Origin of the sequence: Archangium minus (assembly GCF_044360475.1) — a bacterium.
GTDB lineage: Bacteria > Myxococcota > Myxococcia > Myxococcales > Myxococcaceae > Archangium > Archangium minus.
On record NZ_CP043494.1, the window covers coordinates 7,654,923 to 7,678,535 of the forward strand.

General features: G+C 66.9%; 15 protein-coding genes. 8 read left to right on the forward strand and 7 right to left on the reverse strand.

Features of this window, described 5'->3' with window-relative positions; genetic code table 11:
• Positions 1-28 precede the first annotated feature (28 nt).
• Positions 29-4,417, forward strand: coding sequence for an AAA domain-containing protein (locus F0U60_RS31115; RefSeq protein ID WP_395805189.1), 4,389 nt, complete (start codon positions 29-31; stop codon positions 4,415-4,417).
• Here F0U60_RS31115 and F0U60_RS31120 read toward each other — a convergent pair.
• Positions 4,410-4,994 carry a Uma2 family endonuclease gene (locus tag F0U60_RS31120; RefSeq protein WP_395805191.1) on the reverse strand — a complete coding sequence of 195 codons (585 nt, stop codon included), beginning with the start codon at positions 4,992-4,994 and terminating at the stop codon, positions 4,410-4,412. The genes F0U60_RS31115 and F0U60_RS31120 overlap by 8 nt on opposite strands.
• Positions 4,995-5,595: 601 nt before the next feature.
• Between F0U60_RS31120 and F0U60_RS31125 the strand changes: the two genes are divergently transcribed.
• The 5 genes from F0U60_RS31125 (at position 5,596) to F0U60_RS31145 (ending at position 9,087) form a co-directional block, all read left to right on the forward strand.
• Complete coding sequence (locus F0U60_RS31125) at positions 5,596-6,336, forward strand: iron-containing redox enzyme family protein (RefSeq protein WP_395805192.1); 741 nt, start codon at positions 5,596-5,598, stop codon at positions 6,334-6,336.
• A complete protein-coding gene (locus tag F0U60_RS31130; protein WP_395805194.1) occupies positions 6,336-7,244 on the forward strand; it encodes a DMT family transporter in 909 nt (302 codons plus the stop codon). The genes F0U60_RS31125 and F0U60_RS31130 overlap by 1 nt, the downstream gene beginning before the upstream one ends.
• Positions 7,245-7,262: 18 nt before the next feature.
• Positions 7,263-7,703: a XapX domain-containing protein gene (locus tag F0U60_RS31135; protein WP_395805196.1), complete on the forward strand. Its 441-nt coding sequence runs from the start codon at positions 7,263-7,265 to the stop codon at positions 7,701-7,703.
• Positions 7,700-7,858, forward strand: a complete 159-nt coding sequence (locus tag F0U60_RS31140) for a DUF1427 family protein (protein WP_395805198.1) — start codon at positions 7,700-7,702, stop codon at positions 7,856-7,858. Before F0U60_RS31135 ends, F0U60_RS31140 begins: the two co-directional genes overlap by 4 nt.
• Positions 7,859-8,052: 194 nt before the next feature.
• Positions 8,053-9,087 (forward strand): aldo/keto reductase, encoded by a 1,035-nt coding sequence (locus F0U60_RS31145; RefSeq protein ID WP_395805200.1) that lies wholly within the window; start codon positions 8,053-8,055, stop codon positions 9,085-9,087.
• Positions 9,088-9,147: 60 nt separating this feature from the next.
• Here F0U60_RS31145 and F0U60_RS31150 read toward each other — a convergent pair whose 3' ends face one another.
• Genes F0U60_RS31150 through F0U60_RS31160 form a run of 3 tightly spaced genes read right to left on the reverse strand, consistent with a single transcriptional unit; the run spans position 9,148 to position 11,536 of the window.
• Positions 9,148-10,041 (reverse strand): alpha/beta fold hydrolase, encoded by an 894-nt coding sequence (locus F0U60_RS31150; protein ID WP_395805202.1) that lies wholly within the window; start codon positions 10,039-10,041, stop codon positions 9,148-9,150.
• 1 nt (position 10,042) lies between these two features.
• Positions 10,043-10,180, reverse strand: coding sequence for a hypothetical protein (locus tag F0U60_RS31155; protein ID WP_395805204.1), 138 nt, complete (start codon positions 10,178-10,180; stop codon positions 10,043-10,045).
• Between the two features lie 48 nt (positions 10,181-10,228).
• On the reverse strand, positions 10,229-11,536 hold the full coding sequence (locus F0U60_RS31160) for a hypothetical protein (protein WP_395805206.1): 1,308 nt from the start codon (positions 11,534-11,536) through the stop codon (positions 10,229-10,231).
• Positions 11,537-11,634: 98 nt separating this feature from the next.
• Between F0U60_RS31160 and F0U60_RS31165 the strand changes: the two genes are divergently transcribed.
• Positions 11,635-13,290 carry a hypothetical protein gene (locus F0U60_RS31165; RefSeq protein ID WP_395805208.1) on the forward strand — a complete coding sequence of 552 codons (1,656 nt, stop codon included), beginning with the start codon at positions 11,635-11,637 and terminating at the stop codon, positions 13,288-13,290.
• Between the two features lie 277 nt (positions 13,291-13,567).
• Entirely contained in the window at positions 13,568-19,285 is a 5,718-nt protein-coding gene (locus F0U60_RS31170; protein WP_395805210.1) for an AAA family ATPase, read from the forward strand.
• On the opposite strand, the gene F0U60_RS31175 is transcribed toward F0U60_RS31170, so the two are convergent.
• The 3 genes from F0U60_RS31175 to F0U60_RS31185 all read right to left on the reverse strand — a co-directional run bounded on the left by F0U60_RS31175 (position 19,261) and on the right by F0U60_RS31185 (position 23,450).
• Positions 19,261-20,109 (reverse strand): MOSC domain-containing protein, encoded by an 849-nt coding sequence (locus tag F0U60_RS31175; protein ID WP_395805212.1) that lies wholly within the window; start codon positions 20,107-20,109, stop codon positions 19,261-19,263. The genes F0U60_RS31170 and F0U60_RS31175 overlap by 25 nt on opposite strands.
• A 38-nt stretch (positions 20,110-20,147) precedes the next feature.
• On the reverse strand, positions 20,148-21,305 hold the full coding sequence (locus F0U60_RS31180) for a right-handed parallel beta-helix repeat-containing protein (protein ID WP_395805214.1): 1,158 nt from the start codon (positions 21,303-21,305) through the stop codon (positions 20,148-20,150).
• Positions 21,306-21,422: 117 nt separating this feature from the next.
• Positions 21,423-23,450, reverse strand: coding sequence for a kelch repeat-containing protein (locus tag F0U60_RS31185; protein WP_395805216.1), 2,028 nt, complete (start codon positions 23,448-23,450; stop codon positions 21,423-21,425).
• Positions 23,451-23,613: the final 163 nt, after the last annotated feature.

Here is a 23,613-nt window from a genome sequence, read left to right on the forward strand (position 1 = left end):
AAGGGTGGAACCCCCGTTGTGATAGGAAGTGTCCCACCCCAGGAGGTGTGCCCTGTCGTCGGAGCCCCGCAACCGCTTCCTCGAGAAGATGCTCGATCGCCTGTACGCCTCGCTCGCGTCGGGCCCGAGCATCAACTGCCGTCCCCATAACAGCCGCCAACGCGTGGACCTCACGCTGCTGAGCCGTCTGGATGGCACCCCCTCCCACTCCGTCCTGGCGGGGCTCCTCGGGGAGAAAGCCTCGGTGAAGCTCTCCGTGCGCGCCACGAGCCCCTCGAAAGATGCCGCGGACGCTCCGGCCAGGCGTGAGGACGACGAGCGGCAGGCGCTGCTGCGCAAGCTGAACACCATCGCCGAGGATGCCCGCACCTTCGAGCAGGACACGGGCGCCCAGGTGCTCCACGTCGGCTTCCCCCTGCTCCACCTGCCCCCAGGCGCGAAGGACTCACGGGGCTTCGCCAGCACCAAGCGCGTCCTGGCTCCCATCGCCTTCATCCCCGTGCGCCTCACCCTCAAGAAGGGCCGCACGCCGGGCCTGGAGCTCGAGTCCGCCGCCGACGGCGCGGATCGGGTCATGCCCAACACCGCCCTCATCGCCTGGGTGGAGCGGCAGACCGGCAAGCGTCTCGGGGAACTGTTCGTCGATGAGGAAGGTCGGAATCCCTGGCGCGAGCTCAACGAGCTATCCACCGCCGTGGCCACGGCTCTTGAGCTGCCCCCTCCCACCCCCTTCACCCCGGAGACGCTCCTCTCCCCTACCCCGCGCTCCGAGGACGAGACCGCCGCCGGGGCCACCCTCCTCCCGTGTGCCGTGCTCGGCCTCTATCCCCTGTCCAACCAGAGCCTCGTGGATGACATGCGGGCCCTCGTGGATGGCGAGCCCGTCCAGGGTCCCATTGAGAGCTTCCTGCGCGTGGGCGTCTCCCTGGGTGCCCAGCACTCGCCCAAGACGGACGCGGCGGCCCTGGTCTCCTGGCGCGCGGGCGAGGACCGGCTCGTCTCCCATGCGGACCCATGCCAGTCGCGCGCGGTGCGGCTCGCGCGCAGCAGCCGCGGCCTCGTGGTCCACGGGCCTCCCGGCACGGGCAAGTCGCAGACCATCGCCAACGCCATTGGCGACCACCTCGCACGCGGGGAGCGCGTCCTCCTCGTCTGCGACAAGCGCACCGCGCTCGATGTGGTGAAGCACCGGTTGGAGCACCTCGGGCTGGGCTCGTTGTGCGCGGTGGTGCACGACGCGCAGAGGGACCAGCGTGAGCTCTATCTCGGCATCCGCGAGCAGCTCGACAACCTGACCGAGTCCAGGCTCAACCCCGCCGCCAGGACCGAGCTCTCCCGCGTGGACATTGAGATGCAGTCGCTCCACGACGAGCTGTCCTCCGCCGAGCGCGCCCTCTCCGAGCGCCCCGCCGGAGGCACTGAGCCCTCCTTCCACGAGCTGGTGGGCCAGTGGTTCGGCCAGCAGGCCCCGGCGTCTCTGGCCGGCGCGACGGAGTCCCTCGGCTCCTTCCGCCTGGCCGAATCGCGTCCCTACGAGCGCGAGGTGCGCGAGGTGCTGGAGCGCGCCGGCAAGGAAGGCTACCCGGACAACCCCTGGCGCACCTCGCTCGGCGCCGAGCTGAAGGACTACCTGTCCACGCCGCTCGCCACGTACCGCGACCGGATGGCGTCCGCCGTGGAGGCCGCGCGCGAGGCGGACGCCCAGGCCTCACCCGACGTCCCGGCCTTCTCTCCCACGGGAGACGTGGCCGCCGAGGGCCGGGCGCGTGCGGAGCTCGCCGACAAGCTGGAGCGCGTGCTGGGAGAGGCGCGTCCCGAATGGTTGACGCGCTGGGCCTCGTCCATGTCCGAGGCCGTGCAGGCGACGAAGACCCAACTCGAGGGGCTGGCGCCGCAGGTGCAGGTGTTGAACGAGGGTCCGCTCGACACGGAGCTGGCCCTCGTGCACCGCTCGGAGCCCCAGGGACTGGGTGCCCTGGGTCAGTCCCTGGCGTTCCTGGCGTCCTGGCTGCTGGTAGCGCGCAAGTGGTACCGCTTCCTCTTCTTCTTCACCCGCCGGGCAAAGGCCGCCGAGGTGCTCCGGCGCTTCGGGCTCACCGTGGGGGCCGAGACCGCCGAGCGCGTCTCCCGCTTCCTCACGGGCATGCGTGCCCGGCTGCTGCTCACCGAGTTCCATCATGGCGTCCTCGCGCCCGGACCCAACGAGCCCCTCACGGATGAGGCGCTCGCCCGCGGCCTGAGAACCCATGCCGCGCTCTTCGAGGTGCTGTTGCAGCTGGAGCGCCCGGTCCTCGCATCCTGCCGGCAGGCGGTCCGAGACGCGCTGAAGGCCGACGAGGCGGCGCGGGCGCGTCTGCTCGCGGGCCTGCGCCAGTCCGTCGCCCGGAGCGAGGCCGTGGTCCGGCTGGAGTCACGGCTGGCCGAGGTGGGCCTCTTCTCCTCCGATTGGCGCGTGGCCCGGAGCCGGGCGCTGCGCGCGGGCGAGCAGGTGCAGCCGCTCGTCGCGTCCCTCGCGGCGCGGCTGTCCAGCGTGGAGGGGCTGCTGCGGATCCAGGCGTTGGTGGCGGGACTGCCTCCGGCGCTCGGCACGGCGGCCGAAAAGCTGGCCCTGGCCGGCGCGGACGTGGAGAACGGCTGGCGCGCGGTACGTAAGGCGGTGCTGGCCGCCGAGGTGTCCGCACGGGTGAAGGAGAACCCGGTGCTCCAGCACATCGACGCGGACCGTATCCACGCGAGCCAGACGCACTACCGGGCCCTGGAGGCACGCAAGCGCGAGCTGGTGCGCGACGTCATCTTCCACCGTTGGACGGAGCGCCAGCGGGAGCGGCTGCTGGCGGCCACGGGAGGACGACTCAACGGGCTGGGCGCGGAGCTGCGCCGGCGCCTGCTGCTGCGGGGTGAGCGCGCGCTGCGGGTGCGCCAGGTCATCGCCGCGGGCGCAAACGTCGAGGGGGGCGATCCCCTCTTCGACATGCGGCCGGTGTGGATGGCGAGCCCCCAGACGGTGGCGCAGATCTTCCCCCGCCGGGAGCTCTTCGACGTGGTCATCTTCGACGAGTCCTCTCAGTGCCGGCTGGAGGAGGCGCTGCCGGTGCTGACGCGGGCGAAGCGGGTGGTCATCGCGGGAGATCCCAAGCAGCTGCCCCCCACGCGCTTCTTCGAGACCGCCGTGGTGCAGAGCCAGGAGGAGCTGGACGCCGAGGACGAGCAGGGCCTCTTCGAGGATCAGCAGGCCGAGGTGGAGGATCTGCTCGGAGCGGCGCTGAACCTGGAGATCGACCAGTGCTACCTGGACGTGCACTACCGCTCTCAGAATGCGGATCTCATCGGGTTCAGCAACGAGCACTTCTATGACTCGCGGCTACAGGCCATTCCGGGGCACCCGTCCAACCGGGTGGAGCACGCACCACTGCGGCTCATCCACGCGGGGGGCCTGTACGAAAAGCGGGTGAACGTGGTGGAGGCGCGGGCGGTGGGCGCGCTGGTGAAGGAGCTGCTCTCGCAACCAGAGCCGCCGTCCATCGGGGGGGCGTGCTTCAACCTGTCGCAGCGCGATGCCATCACCGAGGTGCTGGAGGAGCTGGCGGCGGCGGACGCGGACTTCGCGGCGAAGCTGGCGGCAGCTCGGGCGCGGCGCGGCGAGGGTTCCTTCGAGGGGCTCTTCGTGAAGAACCTGGAGAACGTCCAGGGTGACGAGCGGGATCACATCATCATCAGCACCACGTACGGCCCTGACGCGAAGGGGCGCTTCTACCGGCGCTTCGGGCCCCTGGGGAGCGCGGGCGGTGGGCGGCGGCTGAACGTGCTGGTGACGCGGGCGCGGCAGCAGGTGCACCTGGTGACGTCCATCCCGCGCGAGGTGTACTCGGCGCTGCCTCCCGTGGAGCAGGGCCGCAAGCCAAACGGGGGCTGGCTGCTCTTCGCCTACCTGCAATACGCCGAGCGGCTCGCCAAGGACTACGAGCGCGGGTCCAGGCAGACGGAGGAGGCGCGGGAGCGGCCAGAGCCGGTGGTTCGCGAGCGCGAGACGGAAGCGGGCTCGGCCTTCGCCCGGGCGCTGGCGGAGGAGCTGGCGCGGACGCACGGCGTCTCCTCGGACGTGCAGTGGGGCAATGATGGCTTCTGCGTGGACGTGGCCCTGCACCATCCCCGGCGCGCTGGGGACGTCACGGTAGGCGTCCTGTGCGATGGCACGCGCTACCCGAAGGCAGCGGACCCGGTGGAGTGGGATCTGTTCCGCACGGCCATCCTGGAGGGCCAGGGCTGGAAGCTGGTGCGGCTGTGGACGCCGCACTTCTTCCGAGATCCCGAGGGCGCCCGGGAGAAGGTCCTCCAGGCCGCCAGCGAGCAGATTGCCCGCCAACCCCCCGTGTCGGAGACCCCGGCCCAGGGAGAGCTGCGCCGCGTCCTCAACTGAGCCGGGGCGGAACGCTTCCCAACCAGAGCGCGCCCAACCCGAGCGGCACCACGTCGAAGGGCTCGGCGCGCACCACGTCTCCGTCTCCATGCTTCGCGGTGAGGAGCCAGCCCGCGGGCTCGTGCCGGAACACCTCCAGCGTGCGCGCGCGTGGATCCACGAGCCAGGCGTGCGCCACGCCTTCGCGGTGGTAGATGGGCAGCTTGCGCGTCCGGTCGATGCGCACGGTGGCGGGCGAGAGCACCTCGCACACCCAGTCCGGAGCGAGCGTCATGAACGGCTCGTCTGGAGACGGCAGCTCCGGCAGGCGCTCGCGGCTCCATCCCGCGAGGTCCGGCACGAGAACATCCCTGCCGAAGTGCAGCTCCGGCTCATACACAATCCACCAACCACCGGGCCCTCCGCTCCCCAGGGAGAAGGGTGCTCCCAGCACGAGGTGCAAGCTGGCGGCGGTATGGGCATGCCCCATGGCGGGCCTCGGCGAGGCCACCAGCTCGTCCTCCAGAATCTCCCCCACCCAACCGACCGGCAGTGCCTCGAGGTCCTCGTAGGTCGCCGGCTTCTTCCCCTTCCCCATTTGTCGCCTCCTGGTGGTTCCAACACCCGCGGGACGGTTCCCCATCCCAACTCCAGCAGTCTACCCAACCATCTGACATATCAGGTTGGGCCGAGCAAGCCTTGGGAGCCACCGGGTCGCTCTCGAAGGTCCGGTCGCCTGTGGGATTTACGGACAGGAGGGTTTGTACTGCCCGCTGTCTACGAGCTGCTTGAAGTGGCGCCAGCTTGTGGCGTTGCCCTGGCGCTCGGGCCAATCGGTGGGGGGATGCTGGTACTCGGGGAAGGAGCGCTTGTGAAGACAGAAGCGCGCTGACAATCACAGAAGAAGCGTTACGGCCGCTTCACAACACTTACCTGCCTTCTTGCTTTTTGAAACAGCTCATCTGCCTTTCTCATCTTGCGTTCGAATGCGAATAACCTTCGTCTGATGCAGTAGAGGAGGTCAGAATTTTCCATATATTTTGGACACAAATAATGCCTTGACGGACTGATTTATCTGGCCCTATCTGTATGCCCGATCTCGCTGGGCGAGCAGGTGACGTCTGCTTGCTCCCCCCCCCAGAAATACAGCCTTGTTGATGTGTCGTGATGCAGCACCACCTGTGAGCAAGGAGAGCGTCATGCGAAATGTAAAAGAATTCATTTCCAACCTGGCTGAAAGCGTCTTTTCGCACGAAGCGCTCAATAACAATTTTTATACTGCCTGGATGGCAGGGCCACTCGATCTTCCTCGTGTGGAAATTTTCGCACGGAACTATCTGGTTCGTACAAACAACACCAGCACCATGGTGGCGCTGTCATTCTTGAGCACCGCGGATGTGCTGGCCCGTGTCGAAATCGTGAAGAATCTGCACTCGGAATTCGGGTACGGGAATCCTGCCAAGGCTCACATCGTCCTCCTGGAGGGGTTCCTGACGCAGTTGCTCTCGCGTCTGGCGGGAAGGAGCTATCAGCTCTCCGAGTTGGAGCGTTTGCCGATCCTTCCGACCACATCGCAATTCGTCGTCGAACAGCGACAGCTCTATACCCATTCCAACGAGAGGATGGTTCTCGGTACCCTGCTCGCCCAGGAGTGGCTCGCCTACTCGATGCTAACGCGTCTTTACGAGGGAGCTCGCAACTACCGTCACCTGTTCCGCACCCTGGACGAATTCCACGAGAATTGTGAGTACTTCTACGTACACATTGGTGAGGCGGAGAAGGACCACAAGGAGCAGGCGATCGTGTCAGCAAACCGGGTGTGCCGGACAGATGAGGAGCTTGCAGAGCTCAAGAATGGCTTTGACAAGTTCCTGGGCATAACGGCTGCGTTCTGGCGCGGCATCCACGAAGAGATGAGCAAGGTCCGGACCGCGGCTTGATGATGGAGCGCAAGACTGTAGCGGCCATCGCGCTCACGATCCTGTGCTGGGCGTCCTCACCCACTGGCATCAGGATAGGGCTCACCGGCTATGGCCCCATCCATGTTGCGTTGATGCGATTCGTGATCGCATCCCTCTTCATGTGCGGGTACGCGGCATGGAGTGGCATCCGGATGCCACTCCTGCGCGATGTCCCTCAGCTTGCCGCACTCGGAATCTTTGGCGTCACCCTGCATCACATCGCGCTCAACTTCGGACAGCAGGGAATCAGTGCTGGAGCCGCGAGCCTGCTGGCGCAGTCTACCCCCCTCTTCACGGCCATCCTTTCCAGTATCTTCTGCAGGGAGAATCTGGGGAGTGGGGGGTGGGCAGGGCTTCTCCTGGGCCTCGCGGGCATCGCGTGTGTCGTGCTTGGAGATTCATCCGAATTTCGTTTCCAGCCCACGGCCCTATGCGTCGTGCTGGCCGCGATTTCATGGAGCATCTACTTCATCCTCCAGAAACCGCTCCTCGAGCGGTACACCCCTCTGGAACTGACCTGTTACGCGGTCTGGAGCGGGACGGCATTGATGTTTCTTTTCGCAAGAGGACTGGTCGATAGCGTGTTGCACGCGCCCTTGGGGTCCACCCTGGGTCTGGTCTATCTCGGTATCTTTCCGAGCGCCTTGGCCTATCTCACCTGGTCGTATGCTCTGGCACGGCTCCCGGTAGGACGAACCTCGAGCCTGCTCTATTTGGTGCCTCCGACAGCCATGCTCATTGCCTGGTTCGTACTCGGAGAGACCCCAAGACCCGCGGCCTTTGTCGGCGGAGGGATCGTGCTCCTCGGTATTGGTCTCGTGAAGGCTTCTTCCCCAGCACCCGCCAGGCCTGCTTCAGAGTCCGAGGGATGGGGGTTGAAAAGATAAGCAGGTGCAGGTGTTGGATTGGCCCTGCTGCTCACCTTCTTCGCCGCGGTAGGTCACGGTCTAGAGCCCAGCACCCGCGGCCCGATCAATGGGCCGGTGGGCGTTCGCTCCCTCTTTCGGGTGAGCCGTTTCATGCGCTTTCGGGTGTTTTCCATCAACTCCAGGCGCTCTAGTTTGTTTGGCATCACCGACAATCACCTCCATTTGATCCGCGGTGATGGAGAACGTCTTTTGAGCTGGAAATTCTGTGTTGGCCTGCTGCTCGGTCTCGCCATCGGCTTTGGTTGCCGCTGGCTGGGCATTCCGGTCCCCGCACCGCCCATGCTGGTGGGCGCTTCACTCGTTGTCGCCATGACGAGCGGCTACCTGCTGGCCGACCACTTCATCGCGACGCACCCCGCGCATCATCGCCACAACTGCGGCGGGCCTAGCGGTGATACCAAGGAGACGCGCACATGATGCAGCTCCTGGTCGGTCCTGTCCTGGCGTTGGCCATCGGTGCCGGCTGCCGCCTGCTCGACATTCCCTTGCCCGCCCCACCGAAACTGCAAGGCGCACTGCTGGTGCTGGCAATGACCGTCGGCTATCTGCTCGGCGATCATCTCCTGGGCTGAGGTGACACGCCCGACACCACCCTCTCCACGTTCCGGGGCAGCGAGGTGCGCGGGTGGCTCGCGCCCAGCCCCTGAGGCCCCTTCGCCAAATAGGCGGTGAGTCTACTGCCGTGCCCTGGAGTCTTCCCCGTTCGCTTGGGTAGCTTGGGGGCGGCTCCGCACGAATGCGGGCCCCCAACAAGCAGGTCTACTCCATGGAATTCAGACAACTCGGCGCTTCGGGCTTCAAGGTTCCCGTCCTCAGTCTCGGCACGGGGACGTTCGGAGGAAGCAACGAGTTCTTCAAGGGCTTTGGCAGCAGCGACGTGAAGGAGGCCACCCGGCTCGTCGACATCTCACTCGACTCCGGGCTGAACATGTTCGACTCGGCCGACGTGTACTCGGGCGGAATGGCCGAGGAGATCCTCGGCCAGGCGATCAAGGGCCGCCGTGAGCGGGTGATCATCTCCACCAAGGCCACCCTCCGCGCGGGCTCCGGTCCCAACGACGCGGGCTCGTCGCGCTACCACCTGATCCGCGCGGTCGAGGGAAGCCTGCGCCGCCTGGGCACCGACTACATCGACCTCTTCCAGCTCCACGGCTTCGACCCCATCACCCCCGTCGAGGAGACACTCAACACGCTCGACGACCTCGTGCGTGCCGGGAAGATCCGCTACATCGGCTGCTCGAACTTCCCGGGCTGGCACCTCATGAAGTCGCTGGCCGTGTCGGAGCGCCACAACCTCGCGCGCTTCGTGGCCCACCAGGCGTACTACTCGCTCGTGGGGCGCGACTACGAGTGGGAACTGATGCCTCTGGGGCTCGACCAGAAGGTCAGCGCGGTCGCCTGGAGCCCGCTGGGTTGGGGCCGGTTGACGGGCAAGATCCGCCGCGGCCAGCCCCTGCCCGAGGGCACCCGGCTCCAGAACGCCCAGACGGCCGCAGGCGGCCCCGAGATCCCCGAGGAGTACCTCTACCGGGTCGTGGATGCGCTCGACGAGGTGGCGGCGGAGACCGGCAAGACGGTGCCGCAGGTGGCCATCAACTGGGTGCTGCAGCGGCCGACGGTCGCCAACGTCATCATCGGCGCACGCACCGAGGAGCAACTGCGCCAGAACCTGGGCGCGATCGGCTGGAACCTCACCCCGAAGCAGGTGGCGAAGCTCGACGCGGCGAGCGCCACGCCTCTCGCCTACCCCTACTGGCACCATCAGCGGTTCGACGAGAAAAATACCTTCCTGAAGTCTTGAGCTCGCGTACTCACTCGTAGCTGAACTTCAAGCACGTGCGCCCCCGCCTGCCGGGGGCGCTCAGACCGGCTCGCGCAGGGCCTGGGCCAGCAGGGGCCACAAGGCCTGATGCGAGGTGCGGAACCAGTCGATGTGACCAATGGCCTTCAGGCCGTGATCACGCGGAGCTACGTGCCGCACCTGCTTGCGGGCCGCGGGGTAGGTGCGCATCAGGTCGGCGACGTTGGCAGGCGTGGCGATGTCGTCGTCGGTGGCGTGCAGCACCGTGATGGGGATGCGGATGTCGGCGTGGAAATCCTGCTGCGGGCGGCCCTTGACGGCATTGGTGGCATAGCCCCCGGCGGCGCACCACTGGCCCCACTGGCGTGCGACGGTCGCGGGCAGATCCTCGCCCAGGCCGACCTTGGAGCTCGGTGCATAGCCCTTGAGGCGGATGCCCAGCGGAATCACGCCGCGCAGCACGGCGCGGGCAGTGAAGCGGAAACCCGGACGCATTCCCCGGAACCAGCCGGTGGAGGTGGCCACGCCCACGACGCGGGCGATGTGCCGGTGGTTGGGCAGCAGCCCGATCATCTGGCCGCCGGCGCTGTGCCCGAGCAGCAGCACCTGCTCCTGCCCGGTGCGACGCACCAGCCAGTCGAGCGCGGCGACCTGATCCTGCTGCCCCCATTCGACCAGCGTGGCGCGGCAGTCCTTCAGCCGCCCCTGCAGGGACAGGCCGATGCCCCGGTAGTCGAACACCAGGACGTCGTGGCCCTGTTCGGCCAGCCAGGCCGCGAAGCGCAGGTAGAAGTGCTGGCGCACGCCGGTGGCCGGACACAGGAGCACGGGGCGCTCGGTGGGCGCCTGGCGGCCTCCGAAGGCGGGCAGGAAGTGGCCCTTGAGCTGCACGCCGTCCTGGCAGACGAGGTCGACGGACTCCATGACGGGCTGGGTGGAAGAGGAGGTGGACATCTCAGGACTCCTTCTCGTTGGAGGCGTCGAGCTGCTTCACGTGAGTGAGCCAGCGGGCCACGGTCTGTAGTCCCTCGTCGCTGAAGCCGGCCGTGAGCCGGGCGTTGATGCGGGTGGTGGCCTGCTTGAGCAAAGGCATGAGCTGCCGCCCGGCGGGGTGCAGCCAGAATCGTTTCAGGGCGATCGGTCAGCGCAGGTCCGAGGGCAGGCGAGGCGAGGCGAGCAGGTCGAGGAACACCTCCCAGCGCCGTTCCTGGGTGGCGCCCGGTCCGGCGCGGCGTTCCACGTACTGCTTCACCAGGTCGCGTCCCACGTTGTAGTTGATGGCATACGAGCGGCTGGCCTCGATGCTCTTTACGCTGAGCTCGGCGTGCTCGGAGGACAGCATCGCGTAGCGCATCAGCCAGTCGCGTGCCGCCTCCCTGCTGACCCGCCCATCGAGGTAGGCGCGCGAGACCTCGTTGTTCGCATAGGAGAGCTTCTCGAGCAGCGCTTCCAGCCGCATGTACGTGCCAGCCTGCTTCGGGTCTAGCCCTGCGAGTGGGAAGAGCGTGTCACGCATATAGGCCTCGGCGTCGGGGAAGACCAGCTCGACGCCATGGTCGGCGCTGCCCTCGGCGATGAGGGACATGGGGGAGAAGAGCGGGTAGACCGTGAACTCCACCCACCCACGCTCACGCACCAGGTGCTGCTCCAGCAGTGAGTTGTAGACGTGGTGGCCGGGGTATCCCTCGTGCGCGGCAGTCAGGATGGCACGTCGGATGACCTCCGGCAGCTCGGTGTTGATTTGGATGACACTGGTCGCGTTGCCCTTGAACCAGTTGTAGGCCCCCCAGGGTTTGTCCGTGACGAACTCCAGCGTGAAGCGCTCATGGGCCGGCAGTACCACGTGCTGGAGCGTGCGCCGACGAGCCTCGTCGATGGCGGCGCGGTAGACGGCCTCGCGCTTGTCCGCGGGAATGACGAAGCGCTGGCGGAAGCGCTCTACCCGCTCGCTCAGGGGACCGGGCCCGGGCACCAGCCGGTCGAGCTGCGCGAGCACGTCCTCGAACTCCGACTCCGGGTAGTGCGGCGCACGTGCGTCGTAGAGGGCCTGGCTCTCGTCGTCGAACGTCAGCTGCTCCCCCGACAGCATCCGCACGCGCGTGGACAGTGCGAAGAGCTGGGTGAGCAGGAAGCGGCGGCGCATCGCCACGAGCGCATCGCCAGGCACGGGCACGGCCTCCACCGCCTTCGCCACCGCGGCGGCCCGCTGCCCTATCTCAGTCAGGGGCAGCCGCGCGGCGCGGGCCTCCCGTGCCCACTCCTCCGGTCCGTAATAGGCATCCACGTCGCGCTCGTCATGCTGGCCCAGCGCGAGGACGAGCTTCACGTATTGCTCGGCGGCGGAGTCCAGCGGCGAGAGGTGCTTCGAAGGCGCGGGTGTCGAACCCCGGGTGGCACAGGCGAGCATCACGGAGGCGAGGACGAGAGCTGTCAGGAATGGGAGGCGCATGGGGAGGCAGTGAAACACACTCCAGGCCCCGTCTCGTCCTATCGTGGCGCGCGGAGTAGATTCAGGAGCTTCACTCATGCTTCCAAGGGGGGTGCCTCGTGTCTCTCAAACGGTCGTTGTTCTCCGTCCTGCTGTCCTCGTTGGCGTTGGTGGGCTGCGGCTCCGGCGCCGCTGGGCAGGCGGATGAGTTCCATGATGAGCGTGACCCCATCGTCTTCCCCGAGGACACGAGCCTCGCCGCGGACGGCGGTGTTGATGGCGGCAACCCGTATGAAGTGCGCGGCAGCCGCGTCATGCACTACCGCGTCGACATCGGCGACTTCACCGAGCCCATGGATCCGTTCTCGCCCAATCTGAAGGCCTTCACGTTCTCGGACGGCGGCACGCGTCCACTCACGGTGCAGACGTCGCCAGACGGCACCTTCCGCGTCACCGACGCTCCCGCAGGCCGTTACTACCTGCAGCTCGGCACCTTCTATGTCGTGTCCTTCTCGCGCACGATGAACCTCGACCGCTATGACCTCGGCCGCCGGGATCGGGTGAGCGCCTCCTCCATCCCGGTGACGGTCTCCGCGTCCAACATCGGGCCCCGGCAGCCCGGAGAGGAGTACCTCTACTTGGAGGCCATCAGCTCCAACCTCGGCTCGGCGGCGAGCCTGTCGACCTACGTCCCCGAGGGCACGACGGCCGTGGACAAACTTCCCATGGACTACTCCTCGATGATCTCCACGGAGCCGTATCTCGTGGACGCGTCGCGAGGCGACCGCCTGTACGTCAACCAGTTCGCCGTCCGTGACGCTGGCACCTTCAGCTACACCACCCTCGACAGGTTCTTCACCCCGGGCCCCCTCTCCCTGAGCCCCACCGTCAGCACCGACCTGAGCGGCACGTTCCAGCCGGCGCCCCAGTACACGGCGCGCTTCGAGTGGTGGCGCTCGCGCTTCGAGGCCTATCAGGTCCAGGTGCACCCGCAGTCGCGCCCCTACGCCCAGTGGCTCAGCATCTCGCCCACGCCCTGGTCCTCGACTTCCTGGTACGGCTACTCGGGGGAGCTGATGTACGGCAACTTCTCGGGCATCACCGACCTCGTCGCGAACATCACCTACGGCAATCCCTACCCCTTCAGCTGGGGCACCGTGGCCACCATCTCCCACCGCTTCCAGGTCACCGCCACGCTCCTGCCCGGAACGACCACCGGCGGCCTCTATGGCGTCCTGTCCGATACACGGCCGCTGTCGGTCGCCACCGCCGGCCCCATCGCCCCGCGCATCACCCCACCGTGGGACCTCGCCGTGGATGGGCGCAGCGCCCAGCAGGCGCTCACGCTTGGTTCACTCACCCCGCGCATCACCTGGAAGGCCCCCCTCGTGGGCACGCCCTCCGCCTACCAGGTCCGCATCTCCCGGCTCGCCGTGAGCGGGACGCGGACCGACCCGTACATCGTGGCCACGCTCCATACGACCTCGACGTTCGTCGACGTTCCTCCGGGCATCCTGCAGCCTGGCCAGAAGTACGCCGTCAACGTCTCCGCATACCTCACCCCCAGCGCATCCTTTGCCACGCAGCCCTATGTCCTGGAGTCCCTCGTCGACATCGCCAGCGCGGGCACGGTGAGCAGCGTTCTCTCCGCTCCCGCGGGTCTCGCTCTCGCGCCGGAACCCCTCTTCGAGCCGGAACCGTCGTTCGAGCCCGAGCCGGGTATCAAATCCTCTCGCCAGTACCTGATGCGCGAGTCGCTCGCGGTACAGCACTGAGTTGCGGCGCGTGCTGGGAACCCGTGGCCCTATTCCGGGTCACGGGTGGGAGTATAGGCCCGGGTACCCTCACCCCGACCCTCTCCCGGAGGGCGAGGGAGGGGGTGCACTGTGGGTTGACGGTGTGACGGCTTGGGAGTGACGCGGGTCCGTGTCGTCCAGCATCCGATCGATCGATGGCTCTCCCGCCCGATGCTCCTGGAGAATCCCGCTCACCTTCATCTTGAGCCAGAGGGGCACGTCTCGAAGTCCCTTCGTTCGAGGGAGGAGGGGCGCGTTGCTCCACATTCCTGGCTACCACGACCTTCTGCAGATCCACCACGGGCGCCAGTACGCTGTCTTTCGAGCCCGGGAGGAGCGCTCGGGCAGGCCTCTCGTCATCAAGACGATCCAGCAAGGGCCCTCCGAGTCCCACGCGACCGCCACGCTCCTCCACGAGCACGCACTGCTGTGCGGACTGGAAATTCCGGGAGTGGTGCGGCCCATCAAGTTGGAGGAGGTGGCGGGAGCCCCAGCGCTCGTCCTGGAGGACGCCGGCCCCCTCGATCTCGAGCAGCACCTGGGTCAGAAGCAGCTGGAGATTGAGCTCTTCCTGGAGTTGGCCATCCAGGTCGTCGGCATCGTTCAGGCGCTCCACCAGCAGAATGTCATCCACCGGGACATCAACCCGTCCAACTTCGTCGTGCGGCCCGACACCTGGACGCTGACGTTGATCGACTTCGGAACGGCGACGAAGGCCACGGGCATTGTCGGAGCCTCGGAGGGAACACTCTCGTACATCGCGCCCGAGCAGACGGGACGGATGAACCGGCTCGTCGACCACCGCGCCGATCTCTACTCCATCGGCGCCACCCTCTATGAGCTGCTCACCGGCGTGCCCCCTTTCGTCTCGGCGGACCCCGTGGAGCTCATCCACGCGCAGCTCGCCAGGCCGCCCGTTCCCCCGAGCCAGCTCAACCCGTCCGTTCCCAAGGTCCTCTCCGACATCGTCCTCACGCTGCTGGCCAAGATGCCCGAGGAGCGCTACCAGAGTGCCGAGTCCCTCGAGCTCGACCTCCGCGAGGCTCAGCGCCAGTGGAAGGACTCCGGCACCATCGCTCCTTTCGTGCTCGCCTTGCATGATAGGGCGCGCGAGCTCGTCATCCCCGACAAGCTCTACGGACGCGAGCAGGAGCTGTCCCAGCTGCGCAGGGCCCTGAAGCGCGTCAGCAGCGGTCGCAGTGAGGTCATCCTCGTCACGGGCGACGCCGGCTCCGGCAAATCCGCGCTTGTCCACGAGATGCGCAGACAGCACGAACAAGGCGCTCGGTTCCTCTTCGGCAAGTTCGACCAACTCCACGGCAACGTGCCCTATGCCTCCCTGGAGAAGGCGCTGGGAGGACTCGTCAACAGCCTGCGCCGCGAGCCTCCCCCTGCCATCCTCTCGTGGCGTCAGCGTCTGCAAGACGCGCTGGGCCCCCAGGGCGGCGTCATGACCCGCTTCATTCCCGAGCTGGCGCGCATCCTGGGCGAGCAGCCTCCCGCCGCTCCACAGGGAATCACGGAGAGCCGATTCCAGCTCTCGTTCCAGGCCTTCATCCAGGTCTTCGCCACCCGCGAGTGTCCTCTCGTCCTCTTCATGGATGACATGCAATGGGCGGACACGGGCTCGCTCCATCTGCTTCGAAGCCTGGCCTCGGCGAAGGATCTCCGCCACGTGCTGTTCATCGGCGCCTATCGTTCCAGGGAGGTGGGGCCGGACCATCCCCTGCCCCAGGTCCTCGGGGCACTGCACTCCGCGGGTGCGGCCCCCCGGACCCTCGAGGTGCCCCCGCTGGGCCTGCCCGCGCTCACCCAGCTCTGCAGCGATATCCTTCAGGCCGAGCCCGGAAATGTCGGGCCCCTGGCGGAGCTCCTGCTCCGCAAGACGGCGGGCAATCCCTTCTTCATCAAGAGGCTCCTGCGGTTCCTCCACGCGGCCGGGCTCCTGACCTTCGACGCCGAACAGCATGCATGGAGATGGGAGCTGGCACGCATCGAGCAGGTGGAAGTCACCGAGAATGTCGTCGAGCTGCTGCTCCCAGCCATCCGCCGGCTCCCCGAGCTCACGCAGCAGCTCCTCAAGGTTGCTGCGTGCTTCCGTGACCGGGTGGACCTCTGGCTCTTGTCAGCCGTGGCGGAAACGTCCGTCCTGGACACGGCCGGGGCCCTCTGGAGCGCCGTCCAGGAAGGGCTCCTCGTGGCGCAGAGTCAGGGCCCCCGCTTCGCGCATGGGAAGAGCGGAACTCTTCAGCATCTCCCCACGCACAGCGCGACCTACAGCTTCGCGCACGACCGCATCCAGCAGGCCGTGTATTCGCTGCTCTCCGACGAGGAGAGTCGCCGCATCCACCGCAGGGTGGGACACCAGCTGCTGAAGGGCATCTCCGAGCAGGAACTCGACGAGCGAATCTTCGAGGTGGTCGACCATTTCGACATGGGGAGGGAGTCGAGCCGGCTCCTGGAACCTTCAGAGCGCCTCCAACTCGCGGGGCTGTACTTCCGGGCCGGCAGCAGGGCCGAGGCGACCTCCGCCTTCAGCTCCGCGCTCATCTACTTGCGGCAGGGTCTGGCGCTCCTCACGCCAGAGGCGTGGCAGTCCCACCATGAGCTGACGTTCCAGCTCCACCTCCAAGCGGCGCAGTGCGCCCATATCATCGGCGATCATGCATTCGCCGAGGCGCTCATCCAGGCCGCACGGCCCCACGTCGCCTCGGATCTCGAGGAGTTGAGCCTCTACGAGATCCACGTCGTTGCCTACATCTTCGCCCGGAACTACCCAGAGGCGATCCGCTGGGGAAGAGCAGGACTGCGGCTGCTCGGAGAGGAACTGCCGCGCAACCTCGAGCAGGCGTTCGCGGACGAGGCCGCCGCCGTGAACGAACACCTGAAGAACCGCACCCGGGAGGAGCTCCTGGCCGGGCCCTCCACGGAGGATCCGCAGCTCATTGCTCTCATGCGGCTCGTGTCGAGCATCTCCATGGCCGCCTGGTTCGTCGATCAGCCCCTGTTCTTCTTCCTCGAGGCGTGGATGGTCCACCTCTCGCTCGAGCGCGGCCACAGTCTCTATTCCACGCATGCCTACGTGAGCCATGGGAGCGTTCTCGTGACAACCACAGGAAACTCCCGCACCGGCGTGATGCTCGGTGAGGTCGGAGTGGAGCTGAGCCGACGCTACGGCGATCAAAAGGAAGAGTGCCGGTGTCTGCAGATGTTCTCGGGCTTCCTGAACCACTGGCGCGCCCCCTACCGGACGAGTGTTCCGCTGACGCGGCGGGCCATCGCGCTCGGGCTGGCGGGCAATGAGTTTCTGTTCGGCAGCTATGCCGTCACGTTCATCGCGATGATCCAGTACCACATGGGCACCGAGCTCTCCGTCACACTCACCGAGACCGAGAACAGTCTGGTGTTCATCCAGAAGATCGGCCATCGGGACATGGAGGCCACCCTCCTCGCCTATCGCCAGGCCATCCGGTGCCTCCAGGCGCGGACGCACCAGAGGGCTGGCTTCGACGATGACACGTTCTCCGAGGAGGAGTACCTCGAGTCCATTCGCAAGAGTCCGTTGGTGGTCTGCGAATACCAGGTCCTGCGCATCCAGACGTCCTACCTGCTGGGAGAGATCGCGGATGCCCTGGAACTGTCTCGTGTCGTGGGCGAGAACTTCCAGCTCGTGCGGCCGTTCCTCATGGGGATCGACTACATCTTCTACACGGCGCTGACGCTCGCGGCGTACCATCCCGAGGCCCCCTCCTCCGAAAAGAACTCCGTCCTGAGCCAGCTCGAGGAGCACCTGCACCTCCTCGACACGTGGGCCCAGGACTGCCCCGAGAACTTCCGCCACAAGCACCAACTGGTCGCCGCGGAGCTCGCCCGCCTCGAGGGCCGCCACCGCGAGGCCATGCTTCTCTACGACTCGGCCATCGACGCCGCTCACCAGAACGAGTTCCCCCAGGACGAGGCGCTCGCCAACAACCTGGCTGGCTGCTTCTACCGCTCGCTGGGTCACCGCCGGACCGCTTCCCTCTATCTCCAGGCCGCCATGAGGGGATTCGCTCGCTGGGGCGCCAGGGCCAAGTCCGCGGCACTCGAGGATACCTTCCCGGACCTCACCCTGGGCGAGGCCTTGCCCTGGAAGCTTCCCGCCACACGCGAGGGCGAAGAGGCCCGCGGCATCAGGCTCGATCTGCTCAGCATCCTCAAGGCCGCGGAGACGCTCTCCAGCGAGGTGGTGCTCGACAGGCTCCTCGAGAAGCTCATGACGATCTGCCTCGAAGTCGCCGGCGCCGAGCGCGGGGCCCTGCTCCTTCACGAGGAGGACGCGCTCTTCGTTCGCGCCGTCAGCACCACCTCCGAGCCCGTCTCCCTCGAGCGAACCCCGCTCCAGTCCTCGCAGCACGTCCCCCGCTCCATGCTGGCCCGGGCCTACAGCTCCGGGGAAGCCATCATCCTCGCCGATGCCAGCAGGAGCCCCTTCGCCTCGGATCCCTACGTCGCATCCCGCGCGCTCAAGTCCGCCCTCGCCGTTCCCATCCGCCGCAAGGCCAGCTCCGTCGGCGTGCTCTATCTGGAGAACAACCTCGCCACCCGCGCCTTCGCACCCAACCGCGTCCAGGTCCTCCAGCTTCTCTCCTCGCAAATGGCCATCTCCCTGGAGAACAGCTTCCTGTTCGAGGAGCGTCTGCGCGCCGAGAGCGCCGTCCGCTTTCTCGCCGAGTCCTCCATGGCCCTGGCCGAGTCCCTGGACTACGAGAAGACCCTGGCCCGCGTCGCCCGAATCGCCGTTCCCTTCCTCGCCGACTGCTGCATGGTTCTCATGCAGGACAAGCCTCAATCGGTTCGCTGCGCCGCCCTCACCTGCGCCACCCCCCCGAAGGAGGCGCTCCTGCGCGAGAGCGAGCGGAGATATCCGTCGTGCTGGGGCTCACAGACACCTGGAGTGGTGGCCTTGCGCACGCGCGAGTCACAGCTCATCCCGGAGGTCTCCGACGAGCACCTGCTGACCTTCAGCCAGGAGGATGCGCACCGGGAGCTGATGCGCTCCTTGGGCATCCGCTCCTGCATGGCCGTGCCATTGCTCTCCGGGGCTGGGAGCATCGGCTCCATCAGCTTCTTCCGCATGAGTCGCAAGCACCGCTACGGCCCCGCGGACCTCGCGCTCGCCCACGAACTGGCCCGCCGCGCTGTCATGTCCATCGACAATGCCCGGCTGTTCCGCGATGCCCAGGAAGCCATCCACCTGCGCGACGAATTCCTCTCCATCGCCTCCCACGAGCTCTACACACCGCTCACCTCCCTCCAGCTCTCCTTGCAACGGCTCGAGCGCACCCCTGCCACCGCGTCGCCCGAGGTCACATCCCGTGTCTTCCAGAACACCTGGCGCCAGATGCGCCGCCTGAGGCGACTGCTCGACGAGCTCCTCTCCGTTTCACGCCTGCAGCTCAACCCGATGCACCTCCAGCTCGAAGAGGTCGACCTCGCCGCCATCACCCGCGACATCGTCGAGCACTTCAGCGAGGATTCCGCCCACTCCAGCTCCCGCCTCCTGCTCAACGCTCCCCCCCGCGTCATTGGCCGCTGGGACAGGATTCGCATCGAGCAGGTCGTCACCAACCTCCTGGCCAACGCCATCAAGTTTGGCAACCGCAAGCCCATCGAGCTCTCCGTCAGCACCGAAGGCGACAGCGCACTCCTCACCGTCCAGGACCACGGCATTGGCATTGCCCCGGACAAGCTCCCCCACATCTTCGAGCGCTTCGAGCGCGCCGTCTCCGCGCGCGAATACGGCGGCCTCGGACTTGGCCTCTACATCGTCCGTGAGATCGTCTCCGCTCTCGGCGGCACCATCCGGGTCGACAGCACGCCAGGCGCGGGTACCCGCTTCACCGTCCAGCTCCCACGCGCCGGGCCCTCGCACAGCGCGGAAGGGCTCGGCGCGGGTCAAGCCATGGACTACGAGCCCGCGTCTGCCATGTGAGCGCTCCATGCTCTACCGCGCAAACCCACAGTCAGTACTCCTTCGGACAGAGCTCGACCATAAACCCCCAAGATGGGTTTTTTTTGTTGTCTCTCCCTGCTGAGAGCAGCCACCGCAACCAGCGGTTCATGGCCTGCTGTGGCATCATTTGGACTGACATTGGGCATGATGCAGCGAATACAGTGACCTGAGAACTGGATCTCTGGAGCCCCCTCACTCCACTGCAAACTGGAAAAGCCCTCTTCAGCGAAAGGTGCAAGCTCTGCATGCTCCACCACCAGATTGGGGCGGAAACGCTCATATTCCACCGGCGCATGCCCCCGCTCCGCGAGCCGCTGGTTGAGTCGCCGGAGTGAAGCCAGGGAAAGGACATGCAAGGGCATCAGGGCTCTGCGGGTCAGGCCCTTGTGTCCGAGGCGAACCAGGCGCAGAGGCTGACCCAGCACAGCAGTCAGCCATTCGCTGGCTTCGTCTCCAGCATCCTGACCGGAGAATGTTTCATTGACCTTGTCTTGATCATTCCAGATCTTCACCTGACAGGGACTCTCTGGCAGATGATAAGGGACCTTCAGAACACCGACCCCTGGGGCTTGAAGCACCATGGTTTCACCTTCAAACCTGGGTTGAACCAGTGCCATCCGGTGGATCTCACCCATCCAGACCTGTTGGTTTTCACGGTTGATGATGACCCACTCCCGGTCTCCAGTCAGACCGGACTGAGGGGTGACCTGAGCAGACGAGACCTGAATCCCCGCACAGGATTTGATGGGGTAGATCCACAGGCTGACAAGTTGGAGGGCAGAGGAGAAGGCTGCTTCAGTCATGGGCATCCTCTACTGGGCTGAGATACGCCGCGCGGGCATCACTGCCCCGTGGTGATGGTGACGCCCGTGCCCACGTTCCGCGAGGTGGCCACGCCCGTCACCAGGTTGCCCGTGGACACGACGGTGAGCGAGGTGCCGCCGCCCTTCTCGTAGTTGAGGCCGGTGCTGCGCGTGGAGCCGATGCCTCGGATGGCGTTGCCCGTCACCGAGACGAAGCCCGCTCCGTAGTTGACCTGGCTGATGGACAGGTAGTGGTAGCGCGAGGCGGTGTTCGGCTCGCCCCCGAAGTTGAAGATCTTGTTGTCGGAGATGACCGACGCCGCGTCCCCTTGGACGGTGGCGCCGATGCCCGCCCACGTGCCGGCGGTGGCGCCCTCGCCGAAGCCCTCGATGTAGTTGTCGGAGAGGGTGGTCCCGAACAGGCGCTGCGCGACGATGGCCGTCTGCCCCACGCCGTAGAGGTGATTGCCACGCACCTTCCAGCCCGCGGAGTTCTCCATGCGGATGGCGCTCGCACCGGAGTCGGCAATCCAGTTGTCGATGAGGTCCCAGTCCGTGACGGAGTTGCCCGAGTCCTGGACGTACACCCCATGGAGGCCCGAATCGCTGATGAAGTTGTGGACGATGCGCCCGTTCACCTGCGTGTTGACGATGGCCTTCCCCGCGCTGTTGGTGTTGGTGAGACGGATGCCGGAGCCGCGCATGAAGTTGATGCGGGTGTTCTCCACCGTCGAGTTCCACGACATCAGCACGATGCCATCCGTGGCCCGGCCGGTGTTGTTGGACGCATTGCCGTCCAGCGTGAGGTTCTTGATGCTGACCGGGTCGCCCGTGTAGGTCTGCGCATCCAGCCACGTGTCGCTCGCCATCAGCGCCGCGAGGTTGGCGCCATTCGCCTGGCGGATGACCGTCCCCGAGGGCTCTCCCCCCCGGTACGCCCGCTGCCCGCGAAGGCGAATGGTCGAGTTGATGAGGCACGGCCCGGAGATGACGAGCTCATCGCCGACGGAGCTGGAGGCGACGGCGGCATTCAGTGTCTCGTCGTCGCTGACGGTGTTGTTGCAGCTCACCGGTACCTGCGCCGCGAGGCCGGGAAGCGGGAGGAGCAGAACCACCGCGAGCGATGGGACGAGCCTCGACAGCAGCGAACGGAGGGAACCTCGGGCCAGGTGTGAGGACAGGGAGGAGGTGTGCATGGTCTCCGGATAGGCGCGTCCAAGAGGAGCCACATGCTCCTCTCGCATCGACGTGCACAAGAAGGGACACGCTCGACGCCCGGGTGGCGCACGCCCCCATGCAAACCGTCGTACGCATCAGGGGCCCAGGGCCGGGTCGTACACCTCCGCCGTCGCCAGGTACCCGCTGCTGGGGTCTCCGCCTCCCGCGATGAGCACCCTGCCATCGGGCAGCCGCGTCGCCGTATGGTAACGACGCGGTGCTGACAGGGGTTTGGTGGCCGTCCAGGTGCCCGTGGCCGGGTCGTACACCTCCGCCACCGGCGTATAGCCCCCGCTGCTCTGTCCCCCCGTGACGAGCACCTTGCCCGAGGCGAGCAACGTCGTCGTATGGAGGCGGTGCGCGACGGTCATGGAGCCGGTGGACTTCCAGGTGCCCGTGGCCGGGTCGTACAGCGACGCCAGCGCCAGGGGGCTCCCCGCGTAGCCCCCCGTGATGAGCACCTTGCCCGTGGCGAGCAGTGTCGCCGAATGGTGATAGCGCGCGCTGTTGGAACTGGTGGCGCTCCAGGTGCCCGTGGCCGGGTCGTACACCTCGGAGGTCAGCACGTAGCTGCCATTGCCCTGGTCCCCCGTCGAGACGAGTACCCTGCCATCGGGCAGGAGCGCCGCCGCATGGTCGTAGCGCGACGTGGCCATGGAGCCGGTGGGGCTCCAGGTGCCCGTGGCCGGGTCATACAGCTCCGCCGTCCCCAGGTGGGCGCCACTGTTGTAGCCCCCCGCGACGAGCACCTTGCCATTGGGCAGCAGCGTCGCCGTATGCCAATAGCGCGCCTTGGACAAGGATCCGGTGGGGCTCCAGGTGCCGGTGGCCGGGTCGTACAGCTCCGCCGTCGCCAGGGTGGGAGGGCCGTATCCCGCCACGACGAGCACCTTGCCGTTGGGCAGCAGCGTCGCCGTATGGACCTGGCGCGGAGCGGACAGGGAGCCCGTGGGGCTCCAGGTGCCGGTGGCCGGATCGTACAGCTCCGCCGTCCTCGAGATGCCACTGCTGTTTTGTCCCCCCGCGACGAGCACCTTGCCATTGGGTAGCAGCGTCGCCGTATGCGTGTTGCGCGCCAGGGTCATGGCGCCCGTCGGGGTCCAGACAGAAGGGGCGCCCCAGACCGGGCTCTTGGCGACACACAGCGCGAGGCTGCCCGTGTTCTGTCCACCCCGGCCGTCCCCTACCACCACGTTCAACTGGCAGTTGTTGCACGCCGCCGTGGGCAGGGCCGAGGGGGTGAAGGTGGCGCTCGCGGACGTGACTCCCGAGAAGCTGCCCGCGCACGTGGCGCTCCACTGGTAGCTGAGCGCGTCGCCATCCGTGTCCGTGGCGGAGAGGGAAACGGTCGTCGGCTGGCCCACGTCCAGATAGGACTGGGAGGAGGTCAGGCCCATCACCCTGGGCGCGGCGTTGAAGCCCACCTTCACCTCGGAGGCGCCGCTGCTAGCGGAGACGCTCACATCGAGGAACACGGAGAGGGCCGCGCCGCGCGAGTCGCTCACGGAGAGTGTCAGGCGCACCACTCCCTGGGTGCCAGGGGCCGTCCAGGTGGTGCTCGCCTGGGCCGGAGCGGAGAAGCTGCCCGAGGGCGCCGTCCACGCGTAGCTCACCGTGTCGCCCGCGTTGGGATCATGTGCGATGGCCGAGAGGGATACCGTGCCTCCCGGGACCACGGTGAGGGGGTTGGCCACCAGCGAGTCGAGCACGGGCGCCTCGTTGGTGAAGGGTGGAGCGCCGGAGACCTCCTGGAGGGTGAGGGACACGAGCCCCGTGGAGCCGGCGGTGACGGTGACGTCCTCGGCGCGGCCCTCGTAGCGCAAGACACTGGCGGCGGTGAAGGCCTGTGCGAGGAAGGTGCGCTTGGAGCCCGCGGGAATGTCGCCCATGACGCCGCCCCACACCCCATCGGTGAGCACGAGGTCAGTGGATTGCGAGGCCATGTCGGCGCCGGAAACCGTCACGGTGACGCGCGAAACGTCGCTGGGCACGGCCGTGGGCGCTTGGACGGTCAGCCGCATCGCGCCGGTGGGGGCAGGACCAGAGGAGGGCGGCGGGGAGCCACAGCCGGCGAGCACCGCCAGCACGAGCGGAAGGAACGCGGACAGACGCAGCAGGGACAAGGGATTTCCTGTTTTGGAGGAAGGGCTCGCGCGTGGAGCGAAGCAACGCGCATTGTAGAACAAACCGACCGTCCCCGTGCAGGGGGGGTGGGTTGAGGGACCTTCTGCCTTCGCCGTACTTGAATGCCCGCGAAAGCCTCCGGTCCAACGCGCAGTTCGTCTC